At 61.3% G+C, this 11,571-nt stretch carries 10 protein-coding genes; 6 read left to right on the top strand and 4 right to left on the bottom strand.

Annotation, left to right across the window (positions count from 1 at the left end; all coding sequences use genetic code 11):
* The first annotated feature begins 247 nt into the window (after positions 1 to 247).
* The 5 genes from NKJ06_RS31895 (at position 248) to NKJ06_RS31875 (ending at position 6,765) form a co-directional block, all read left to right on the top strand.
* On the top strand, positions 248 to 1,219 hold the full coding sequence (locus NKJ06_RS31895) for a GlxA family transcriptional regulator (protein ID WP_352635003.1): 972 nt from the start codon (positions 248 to 250) through the stop codon (positions 1,217 to 1,219).
* 321 nt (positions 1,220 to 1,540) lie between these two features.
* Positions 1,541 to 2,845 (top strand): M24 family metallopeptidase, encoded by a 1,305-nt coding sequence (locus NKJ06_RS31890; RefSeq protein WP_352635005.1) that lies wholly within the window; start codon positions 1,541 to 1,543, stop codon positions 2,843 to 2,845.
* A 262-nt stretch (positions 2,846 to 3,107) separates the two neighbouring features.
* The gene (locus NKJ06_RS31885; RefSeq protein ID WP_352635007.1) at positions 3,108 to 3,788 is read left to right on the top strand and encodes an isochorismatase family protein; all 681 of its coding nucleotides are present in this window, start codon (positions 3,108 to 3,110) and stop codon (positions 3,786 to 3,788) included.
* An 11-nt stretch (positions 3,789 to 3,799) separates the two neighbouring features.
* The gene (locus NKJ06_RS31880) at positions 3,800 to 4,747 is read left to right on the top strand and encodes an alpha/beta hydrolase (protein ID WP_352811967.1); all 948 of its coding nucleotides are present in this window, start codon (positions 3,800 to 3,802) and stop codon (positions 4,745 to 4,747) included.
* Positions 4,748 to 5,124: 377 nt separating this feature from the next.
* Positions 5,125 to 6,765 (top strand): ABC transporter substrate-binding protein, encoded by a 1,641-nt coding sequence (locus NKJ06_RS31875; RefSeq protein ID WP_352811965.1) that lies wholly within the window; start codon positions 5,125 to 5,127, stop codon positions 6,763 to 6,765.
* 481 nt (positions 6,766 to 7,246) lie between these two features.
* Here the strand turns inward: NKJ06_RS31875 and NKJ06_RS31870 are convergent, their stop codons facing one another.
* The 4 genes from NKJ06_RS31870 to NKJ06_RS31855 all read right to left on the bottom strand — a co-directional run bounded on the left by NKJ06_RS31870 (position 7,247) and on the right by NKJ06_RS31855 (position 9,906).
* Complete coding sequence (locus tag NKJ06_RS31870; protein WP_352811963.1) at positions 7,247 to 7,762, bottom strand: hypothetical protein; 516 nt, start codon at positions 7,760 to 7,762, stop codon at positions 7,247 to 7,249.
* Between the two features lie 482 nt (positions 7,763 to 8,244).
* Entirely contained in the window at positions 8,245 to 8,430 is a 186-nt protein-coding gene (locus NKJ06_RS31865) for a hypothetical protein (protein WP_352811961.1), read from the bottom strand.
* A 187-nt stretch (positions 8,431 to 8,617) separates the two neighbouring features.
* Complete coding sequence (locus NKJ06_RS31860; RefSeq protein WP_352811959.1) at positions 8,618 to 9,070, bottom strand: YbjN domain-containing protein; 453 nt, start codon at positions 9,068 to 9,070, stop codon at positions 8,618 to 8,620.
* Positions 9,071 to 9,078: 8 nt separating this feature from the next.
* A complete protein-coding gene (locus tag NKJ06_RS31855; RefSeq protein WP_352811958.1) occupies positions 9,079 to 9,906 on the bottom strand; it encodes a hypothetical protein in 828 nt (275 codons plus the stop codon).
* Positions 9,907 to 9,972: 66 nt separating this feature from the next.
* Here NKJ06_RS31855 and NKJ06_RS31850 point away from each other — a divergent pair.
* Positions 9,973 to 11,571, top strand: a 1,599-nt coding sequence (locus NKJ06_RS31850) for a hypothetical protein (RefSeq protein WP_352811956.1), incomplete at its 3' end; no start/stop codon positions are given.

Below are 11,571 nucleotides of genomic sequence, written 5' to 3'. Positions count from 1 at the left end.
AGAGAGAAGACGGACAAACCCCGTTTTACGGGGCATGCACATGCGGCATTTCGATTCACTCAAAACTTTCCCCGGACAGCCCTGCTCCTTGCGGGGGAGATGGCCGGCAGGCCAGAGGGGGGTGCTGGCCCGCCAACATTTGACAGACCTCTTCGCAGCAGCGACGGTCAACAGCAAACCGCGCTTCGAGCATCGTTCGCCAATTGCCGTTGACCCCGACCCGCATCTGCCCGAAGTGTAGCGCCCCATGGCCACGCACGCTCCACCCAAACCGACCGAAATACCCCTCACCTTCGCCGTGCTGGTCTTCCCCGGCTTTCCGATGATGGCGTTCAGCTCGGTCATCGAGCCGCTGCGCGCCGCCAATGTCCTGGCGAAGCGGCAGTGCTATCGCTGGATCATCGTCGGAGCCACCCAAGGCTCGGTCGAGGCTTCGAATGGCGTCGTCATCCAGCCGGGCTTTTACGCCGAGGACGCGCCGAAGGTTGACCGCATCGTCGTCTGCTCGGGCGGCGATGCCGATCACCTCGTCGCCGAGGACGCGGCAAGCTGGATCCGCAAGAGCCTGCGCGGCGGCGCCCACATCGGCGCGGTGGCGGATGCGGCGTTCTTCCTCGCCCGCGCGGGTCTGCTCGACAGCCACGCCTGTACCTTGCACTGGACCAGCCAGGCCGCCTTCACCGAGGCATTTCCCAACATCGAGCTCAGGCGCCACCTTTACGTCATCGACCGCAAGCGGTTCACCTCGGCCGGCGGCGTCGGCAGCCTCGACATGATGCTGGAGATCATCACCCGCGACTACGGCGCCGAGCTTGCCGCCGGCGTCGCCGAATGGTTCGTGCACAGCCAGCTGCGCTCCAGCATCGACCGCAAGATGATGCCGTTGCGGCTGCGCACCGGCGTCCGCAACGAGTTGGTGCTGTCGGCAATCGCCATCATGGAGGACGCGGTCGAAGAGCGGCTCGGCATGGCCGAGCTGACCGCGAAGCTCGGCGTGTCGTCCGACAAGCTCGAACGCTCCTTTCGCTCCGAACTCGCCATCTCGCCCAATGGCTACTACCGGCGCCTGCGGCTGAAGCGCGCCGCCGACCTCCTGGCGCATTCGACGCTCGCCGTACGCGACGTGGCGCTCGCCTGCGGCTTCGCCTCGATGTCGAGCTTTGCCCGGGCTTTTCGCGAGGAGCATGGCCATCCGCCGAAACTGGCGAGACGGCATTAGGGTGCGCTCGCTGACGCGATGAGATGTTAGCGGGACAGCACCCCCCTCTGTCCTACCGGACATCTCCCCCGCAAGGGGGGAGATCGGATGTCACCTCGACTTTCGCCAATCTCTAACGTGGCAAGACGAGCGGCGACATTGAAACTGCCATCTCCCTCCTTGCGGGGGAGATGGCCGGCAGGCCAGAGGGGGGTGCTGGCCCTCCAGCGTTCCGCATTAGGTACCCAGCGGCATCCCGCACAACAAACGCGGTTTTCCGCACAATCCATCCACCCCTCTTGCGCCATGCTCATCCCTCGCAACCCAGCCAAGGCCGTACCCATGAGCATCGTCGTATTCGATCCCGACAGCACCGAGGACGTGGACTTCAAGGACCGCATGCGCCACCCGGCGGCGGCCGATCCGGCGGGCGGCATGTGGCTGTCGGACACCGAGCCGTCCTTCATCGACGCCGACGCTTTGCGAAAAGGCCGGCTGGAAAAACTGCGCGGCTGGATGCGCGAGGCCGGCTATGGCGGCGTGGTGCTGTTCGATCCGTACAACCAGCGCTACGCCACCGGCTCGCGCAATATGTTCGGCTATTTCCTGCGCAACTCGACCCGCTACTTCTTCATCCCCACCGACGGGCCGATCGTGCTGTTCGAATACCCGCAGAGCTACCATGTCTCGATGGTGCTCGACACGATCGACGAGGCGCGTCCTTCCAAGCTGGTCTGGTCGTCGGTCTCCGGCCGCGACGACCAGACCGCCGGCCCCTTCGCCGACGAGATTGCCGAGCTCCTGAAGCAGCATGGCGGCGGCTCGATGAAGCTCGGGCTAGACCGCTGCAGCCATCTGCAGGCGCTCGCCCTGGAAAAGCGCGGCTGCGAGGTCCGCGATTGCCAGGGCGAAATCCTGGCGGTGCGCGCCGTCAAGACGCCTGAGGAAGTCAAATGCCTGCAGGTGTCGATGGCCGGCGCCGAGGCTGCCGTCTATGCGGTGCGCGAGGCGATCAAGCCCGGCGTTTCCGAAAACGACCTGTTCGCCATCATGTATGGCGAGGTCATCCGCCAGGGCGGCGAGTTCATCGAGACGCGGCTGCTCACCTCCGGCCAGCGCACCAATCCGTGGTTCAACGAGGCCAGCGGCCGCAAGATCCGCCCCGGCGAATTGCTGGCGCTCGATACCGACACGATCGGCTGCTACGGCTACTATTCCGATTTCTCCCGCACCTTCCGCTGCGGGCCGGGCAAGCCGACTCCCTACCAGAAGTCGCTCTACCGCATGGCGCACGACCAGGTTCAGCACAACATTTCGATCGTCAAACCCGGCATGGCCTTTCGCGAGATCGCCGAAAAGGCCTGGAAAATCCCGGACCGTTTCGTCGACCAGCGCTACACCTCGGTCATGCATGGCGTCGGCATGCATGGCGAAACACCGTTCATCGCGCATGCCATGGACTACGAGACCTATGGCCGCGACGGCCATATCGTGCCAGGCATGGTGGTGAGCGTGGAAAGCTATATCGGCGAAAAGGGCGGCCGCGAGGGCGTCAAGCTGGAGGACGAGATCCTGATCACCGACACCGGTACTGAACTTCTGTCGCGCTTCCCGTATGAGGACGAGTTTCTGGAGAAGCAGGTTTGATATCCGCAGCCAACGCTCATAACGGGCGCCTCATTCCTTCCCACCCCCCTCTGTCCTGCCGGACATCTCCCCCGCAAGGGGGGAGATTTGCAGCGTCGCCTACGGCGCTTTTTCCTGCAGCTCTGGTGATTGGCGAAGGCATTCGCGACGGCCGATCTCCGACCTTGAGGGGGAGATGCCCGGCAGGGCAGAGGGGGGCGCTGTCCCGCCGGCATACGAAAGGGTCTTTGACTGCCTCGCCCATGCATCAGGCAGGCGCGGCATGAAAACCCCCATCTCCATCAAGCGCGGCACCGTAGCCGCGATCTTCATCGACCTGCAAGAAGAGCATCGGCAGGACAAGCGCTACCTCGTCGAGGGCTACGCAACGATCCTCGCCAACGTCCAGCGCCTGCAGGCGGCGGCGCGGCAAAACAACGTGCCGCTCTACCACTGGGCCTACATCGTCGATCTCGACAAGCAGGATCGGCCGTTTCATCCGGTCGGCGACGACGGCAAGTCGGCCTTTTCCGACAAGAGCGATCCGCTGACCGAGATCTGCCATGAGGTGGCGCCGGCCAATGGCGAAGCGCTGCTGATCAAGGCCGAGGCCAGCGCTTTTCGCACCGGGCCGGCGGCCCGCGACATCAAGTCCGCCGGCATCGAATGGCTGGTCGTATCAGGCGTCTGGACCGAGGCCTGCATCGACGCGTCGGTGAAGGATGCGGTGGCGAAAGGTTTTCGCGTGCTCTTGGTCAAGGATGCCTGCGGCAGCGGCAGTGCGGCCATGCACCAGACCGGCATAATCAACCTCGCCAACCGGCTGTATGGCGGCGCCGTCACCGATACCGAAGGCGCCTGCCGGCTGCTGGCCGGCGAAACCGTCACCGCATGGCAGGTCGAAGGCTCGGTGCCGCTGCGCTTCAGTTTTGAGAATGCGGCCGCGCTCTACGCCGAGCTATGACTGTCGAAAGCATGACTCGGGGCTCCTACGAAACCCGGCTCGACCCAGAGCTCTGGGTCTATATCGATGCGGTCAACGCCTGGTATCCGCCCGAAATCCTCGGCCTGCCGATCGACAAGCAGCGCGCCGTCTACGACAGGATGAGCCGCGCCTTCCACCAGGGCCGCCCGCCCGGGGTCAAGGCCCGCGCCGGCCTGATCGCCGCGGCCGGCCGCGACATTCCGGTCCGTCGCTACCAGTCTGCCGGCACGGCCGCGAAGGCGATGGTCGTCTATTACCATGGCGGCGGCTTCATCCTCGGCGGGCTCGAAAGCCATGACGACATCTGCGCAGAACTCTGCGCCGGCACCGGTTTCGACGTGCTGTCGGTCGACTACCGGCTGGCACCGGAGCATGTCCACCCCGCCGCCTTCGACGATGCCGTCAGCGCCTTCGAATGGGCGGCAACGACATCAGGCCTGCCGCTGGTGCTATGCGGCGAAAGTGCGGGCGGCAACCTCGCCGCGGCGGTGGCGCAGGCGACGCGCCGGCACGCCAGTGCGGCCATCGGCCAGGTGCTGATCTATCCCGGCCTCGGCGGCGACGAGAGCGCCGGCTCCTACATCGAGCACGCCGAGGCACCGCTGCTGTCCGTGGGCGACATTGCCTTCTACCGCGACGTTCGCTCGGCTAAGCGGCAATCACCCGACGATCCGACCTTCTCGCCTTTGCGCGACACTGATTTCTCCGGCTTGCCGCCGACGGTGATCGTCACCGCCGAATGCGACCCGCTGTCGTCGGATGGCGAGGCCTACCGCGACCGGATTTTGGCTAGCGGCGGGAGAGCATGGTGGCACGAGGAGCCGAAGCTGGTGCACAGCTTCCTGCGCGCCCGCACGACTGTACCGGCAGCGACGGAGGCGTTTGCGCGGATCGTGGCGGCGGTTGGAGCGCTGGGCCGGGGTGCGTGGCCGTATTGAGGCGCTGAGGAAGGAAGGCGCCAGCGGTGAGGCGCCGATCTCCCCCCTTGAGGGGGAGATGGCCGGCAGGCCAGAGGGGGGCGCTGTCCCGCCGACTTCTCAGTCAAGTCGACGGTGCTCTCGAACGGATATTGAATAATCAGGACACCGAAGGTTGCGCTCTATGGCGCCCCCCTCTGCCCTGCCGGGCATCTCCCCCTCAAGGGGGGAGATTGGCTGTCCTCCCCCTGCGGAGCACCGCACAATCACTGCGGAAAACCGAACACTCCCGTGCGTCACCCCGCTCTATCATTCCCTCAGGCAAAAGGCGTCCCGGCGATCGCATCCTTCCCCGCGTCTGTCGATCGGTCGGGGCGCCCAACAACAGGGGAACGACGATGAAATTCATGCTGACCGACCGCAAATTGCACCCGCGGGCAAAACCCGTCGCCGACGATTTCAGGACCGGCGGCATCAACCGTCGCGAATATCTGGCCTTGATGGCCGGTCTCGGCGTCAGCGCCGCCGGCGCGCTGGCGCTGGGCGGGCTGGCCCCCACCCCTGCCCGCGCGGCGGAACCCAAGAAAGGCGGCGTCTTGCGCGTCGCCATGAACGTCAAGGGTTTTAAGGATCCGCGCACCTTCGATGGCGTCGAGATGTCCAACGTCGCCCGCCATTGCAACGAATATCTGGTGCGCTGGAACACCGACTTCTCCTTCGAGCCCTGGCTGCTCGAAAGCTGGGAGGCGAGCGACGACGCCAGGACGCTCACGCTGCATGTCCGCAAGGGCATTTCCTGGTCGAACGGCGATGCCTTCAACGCCGACGATGTCATCCACAACCTCACCCGCTGGTGCGATGCCTCGGTGGCAGGCAATTCGGTCGCCGCGCGTATGGGCGCGCTGGTCAATGCCGACACCAAGAAGGTTGTCGACGGCGGCATCGCCAAGGTCGACGACTTCACCATAAAACTCAATCTGCCAAAACCCGACATTTCGCTGATTGCCGGCATGGCCGATTATCCCGCGCTGATCATGCACCGCTCCTATGAGGGCGACGCCGATCCCAAGAAGGCGCTGGCCATTACCACCGGCCCCTGCGAGCTGGTCAGCTGGGATGCCGAGACGGGCGCCGAGGTGAAACGCAGGGATAAGCCGTGGTGGAAGGGCGAGTTCCACCTCGACGGCATCAAATGGGTCGATTACGGCTCCGATCCCAACGCCATGCTGTCGGCCTTCGATTCCGGCGAGATCGACACCGACCACGACACCGCCTCCGACGCCGTCTCGCAGACCGAGCAGATGGGGCGGATGAATTCCGAGATCGCCACCGGCTCGACCATCGTCGCCCGCTTCAATGTCGGCAACGCGCCCTATGACGACATCAAGGTGCGCCGCGCCGCCCAACTCGCCGTCGACAATTCCGCCGTGCTGGCGCTCGGCCTCGGCGGCCGCGGCAAGCCCGCCGACAACCATCATGTCGGCCCCATGCACCCCGAATATGCCGATATCGGTCCGGCCAAGCGCGACGTCGATCAGTCGAAGAAGCTGCTGGCCGAAGCCGGCAAGGCCGACCACGAGTTCGAACTCATCTCCGTCGATGTCGAATGGCAAAAGAGCACCGGCGATGCCATCGGCGCGCAGATGCGCGAGGCCGGCCTCAAGATCAAGCGCACCGTGCTGCCGGCCGCCACCTTCTGGAACGACTGGAGCAAATACCCCTTCTCCTGCACCGAATGGCTCGGCCGCCCGCTCGGCGTCCAGGTGCTGGCGCTGGCGTATAAATCGGGCGCCGCCTGGAACGAAAGTGCCTACGCCAACAAGGAGTTCGACGAGCTGCTCGACAAGGCGCTGGCGACCCCGGACGCCAAGGCGCGCAAGGAGATCATGGCCAAGATCGAGCAGAACCTGCGCGACTCAGGCATCATCATCCAACCCTACTGGCGCTCGGTCTACCGCACCTACCGCAAAGGCGTCGAAGGCTGCGAACAGCACCAGGCGCTTGAGCAGCATTTCGAGAAGGTATGGTTGGAGGGGTGAGCCTTCGCTCTTCCTGGGTTCCTCTCCCTCCGGAGGGGGGAGAGGTGGGCGCTGCGAAGCAGCGACGGAGTGGGGGACGCCATTCGCAAAGTCAAAACCGGGTCAGGATCGAGGATAGAGGCCCCGGCTAGCGTGCGCATATCGCAGGTCAGCACCGCCCCTCATTGCCCTGCCGGGCGTTCGTCGTTCGAAAAGCCAAGCAATTGGCTTTTCGTCCGCTGCGCGGATCACTTCTCAACTCCCCGTATAGTGACGGGGAGAAAGTAGCCGGCCGCATCGTCGGCGCTTTCCTTGCAACGCTGGAGATTGGCGAAAGCGGCGACGACATCGTCCCTCGCCCCGTCTCTATACGGGGAGAGGATGCCGGCAGGCAGGTGAGGGGCAGCGCCAGCGTTGGCCTTCCCTTCCCCCTGCGGAAGAAGGCCAGCAGCGTCAGCGCCCCGTTCACATGCGACGAAAGCAGACACAGGCGCCGACCCGTTCACCTCTCGGTCCTCACCAAAGTCCAGATCCAGCCAACAAAAGTCAGCACCAGGAACGGATAGCCGGCGGCGGGCAGCGGCGACGAGGTGGGCAGCAAAGGCGTGCCCCGGAGGATCATGCCGGCCGAGACGACAAACAGCCCGGCGGCCACGAGCGCCGTGAGCCGCATCCACACGGCGAAAGTCTTCGGCGCGCTGACCATGACCAATGCGGCCGCCCACAGCGAGATGCCGCCGACATAGGTGGGCACGCTGGCCTCCAGCCCCGCCGCATTGCCGGCCAGCAGCAAGCTTTCGCCGGCGAGAAAGATCAGGAATCCGGCAGCGACGCAGTCGTTGCCCAGCCGCTGGTATTTCATCGTCAGCAGCGCGGTCGCCACCACCAGTGCCACGCCGTCGATCGTCCACAGCGTTTCGCGCAGTTCGGCGCTGGCCACGAAGGTGCCGGCAAGGCCGAAAGCGCCACCGATGGCGAGGCCGGTCGCGGCAACGACATCCAGAGGGTTGGAACGCATTTGAAACTCCCCAAGCTGTGGGGAGGATACTCCTGGGCGGAACGTTCTCAAAGCCCGGAGGGAAGCGCGAAGCGGAAAACGGCGGCGGGAAGTCCTCGGGCGATCCGGCCTTGTCACGCCCTCGCCAGCGGCCGGAGAGTGGCCGACGCGAATGCCGGTGAGGCAGTTGCCCGAGCCCGCGTCGGCCACTGGCGAACCGAGGTCCGCCGCCCGATTTTTCTAGCGCCCCATTGTGGCATGATCAACTGGGCCGAACGTTTGGTACGGAAGCGACAAAGGCTCAACGAGCGACTCTCAAAAAGGGTCCAGATCCAGCCGAGGAAGGTCAGCATCAGGAACGGATAGAAGGCGGCGGGCAGTGGCGACGAGGTCGGCAGACACAGGCGCGCCCCGTAGGATTATGCAAGCCGAGACGATAAGCAACATGGCGGCCACGAGCGCGGTGAGGCGCGTCCACAAAGCGAAGGTCTTTGGTGCGCCGACTATGACCGCGCCCACAGCGTGATGCCGCCGACATAGGAGGGCACGCTGGCCTCCAGCCCCGCCGCATTGCCGGCCAGCAGCAGGCTTTCGCCGGCGAGAAAGGTCAGGAACCCGGCAGCGACACAGTCATTGCCCTGCCGCTGGTATTTCATCATCAACAGGGCAATGGTCACCACCAGCGCCACGCCGTCGATCGTTCACAGAGTTTCGCGCAGTTCGGCGCTGGCCACAAAAGTGCCGGCAAGGCCAAAAAGCGCCACTGATGGCGAGGCCGATCGCGGCGATGATATCCAGAGCGGAACGCATGTGGTGTCTCCCGAGCCGGGGAGAGGATATGCAAGGTTGGGGCTGTCTTAGACGTCCAAATGGATCTTAGCCTTTTCCAGAATCATTTTCTCTAACGGAAGCAGCCATGGTCTGTCTCAGCTCATTGACTGATGTTTCCACAATTAGCATCATCGATTCTAGTCGCCGTGCGGCATCCTCTGCGAAAGCGTCAAAGAAAAAATCGGACTGCACCGCTATATCATTGTCTTCGTCGAAGAACATCTTACAAAATCGTAGGCGTCTGTTATAGCTATTAACGTCCTCTAGACCGATATTTGTCCCTTCTTTAGATACTCCACAATGAAATTGTATGTTTCCCGATAAAGGTAGAGCAATATCAATTTTCGGAGCCACAATGACCGTATATCCGCCAGCCGCAGAGCGTATTATATAGTCTTGCTCAATCTTTGCCTTATATCCAATCTCCTGAAGGTAGGAGGCAATAGCCTCGATGTACTTCCTTTGAAGATCTTCATTTTCGCTTAATTCGTCTGACATTGGTGTGCCTATTCCGCTATCGCCACAAGTTTTCTGAGCTTAGGTTTGTTTTTGGCAAATCCAAAACTCTTGTCATCCTGGAAAGCAAATTCTGTCGGCTTGTCGCTCCAGCCGATCGATAAATCTTCGGGATTTGCGATATTCATCGTTCCGCTTAATTCAACTCTTTCGTTTTCTACAACTTGTACGTTCCCCTTTTCGACAATGATAAAGTCGTCGCTGCGCGATAGCGGGAACACGATGTGTCGTTTATTTTGTGCAGCATACTTCCTCTGTCTTTGAAAAATTGTGCGGTTGACGTCGTTGATGGCCGCACTTGACCGCCCCTTGTTCGCAAGCTGATTTATACGCAATCTGCCAACCTTACGAGATCGGACTGAGCCTTCAGTCCTTAACGCCTGCAGGCACCTAGTCACAGTCTCGGCTCGGAGACCCGTTCTCTTTTGTATTTGAGAATTAGTGACGCCATTTCGATTGCTTGATGATATGGCTTTCAGAACTTTATCTTTTGCAGAGGCCTCTATATTGCTACTTTGCAGCATGGGTCGAAGGCGTTGGGCCAAGCGCGCTGTTCCAATGTCCGCCGCCAGCATCCAGGTGGTCGCCTCTGGGCCAACGCCGAATTCGATTCCCCTGTCGAGAGCGAGCTTGGCCCGTACGCGGCTCAATGCATTCTCGATCAGCGCGATATCGTCGCTGTTTCCCGATATTAACGCATCTAAGAGTAGCACCTTTAATCGATCTCGACTGACAGCTGCAGCGGCCCAATCCTCATTGCTCACAGCGTTGTTGAGCAAATTATCAAATTGCTCAATGGAAGGTGCATTGTCGCTCAATAGCTTACCCCTTGCGGTAACTCGTGGCGGGAGTCCAATTCGCACTAAAATTAGGGTGGAAATCAATTGACGTCAATTGATCCAATGTCGCTAAGTCGAGCTTTGCCGGAAAGCCCTTCAGACGCATTGGCGGGCATTGCGGGCGCGCTGTTTGCGGTGGAGTGCTCCCGGGATATCGCAAACGAAGAGCTCGAGCGTTGGCTTTCGGAGGCCACCGAAAGATTGATGGACGACCTGCCTTTCGACAACGGCGTCGATGAATGGACGCTCGATTCCGCTGACATACTGATCCTCGCAACGCGCGGAATGAAATGGCCGATTTCTCCACCTACAACCTCTGAAGAGTTCTTCCTTGCCGTTCGCGCAGTGCAGATCCTTGATCGCTGGCACCTCCCTCTCGTGCCGTCGGACAGCCCTGAACTTCTTCCCAAGCGGCGAGGACACGTTGTCGTCGAGGACCGAATGTCGGCGGATGGTCTATTTGGTCTATCAATCGAAGGCATCGTGATTCCGGCCTCCGCATGGGGCCGCCCCGCTCGTGAACTAACGGAGTGGGCCTCCCCAAACAGCATGATCGGGCTTGAGCCTCCCATGCCGCTGCCCATGGCGAGTAGACCGATGCTTCTGCGTGAGCTGCTATCGGCTACGGCCTTTCTGCCATCACAACTGCCAATTCAGGACCCACAGAACGGCAGTTCTTCGAAGCGGCACATCCGGCTTAGCTACCTTGCAGTAACCGATAATGTACTTCCCACGTCCATCCACGAAAACATGGAGGTAATCGCCATCGCGCCTGCGCTGGAGGCGGAGGAGGATGCCGGAATAGAAATCTCCAGCGATGGAACACGATACTGCGTACAGCCAACTTACTCTGTGGAGCGGATTAGATCGATAATAACATCAGCCTTGTCGACCGACGTTTCAACCTTATTCTTTCCAGAGTGTGCAATTGACGCGCACAATTTACAGTGGATGCAGAATGAGATAGTGTATCTGACACGTAATCAATGGAAGTCAACAGGTATTCTTCCAAAGTTACGATATATCTTCGCCGGATTCTCAGACTGCCATACCAAGAGCGGAAAGGCGGCACGCAACTTCGTCGCTATATTTGACTCTATGGGACGCGAGATCGTCAGACAGTCAAAGCTTTTCCCGTGGAACCTGAGCCAATCGCAAATAGAGCGCTTCGGCCTTAATGTCGATTTTGATGTTCGTTCTGAAACATTGTATGAGAATATTGAACTAGGTGACGAGTTGATCGTGTGTGATCTGCCTTGTGCCGGTAGAATTATCAACCTAATATGCGCCGACGTAAATGAGGATGCTCCAGGCGATTGGCTTCTGGCGCACTTGCGCGCGGATTGGCTCCACGCGCCTATATTTGATAAATCCGCTTGCTGGACCTTCGATCGGAAGGGTATCGACGGGCCTTGGATAAGCAGCCGCGCGCGAAGAGCCGCTTTGCTCGCCGCAACTAGAGTAGTTGTGACTAACAGCATGTCGCTAACCAACCGTTTAAACAGGTGGAACGTTCGACGTGGAGATACCAGGGTCTACTCAGACTGCGGCATAGGACTCCTCTTAGAGCCTGACTCGAAACTCGGTTACGCACGACGCGGAGCTGCCATGCGGCGAAGCATGAGGCGGATCGAGGCGATGAAG

The organism is Mesorhizobium sp. M0293 (assembly GCF_040321735.1).
Taxonomy (GTDB): domain Bacteria; phylum Pseudomonadota; class Alphaproteobacteria; order Rhizobiales; family Rhizobiaceae; genus Mesorhizobium.
This window is presented reverse-complemented; position numbering and strand designations above follow the sequence as displayed.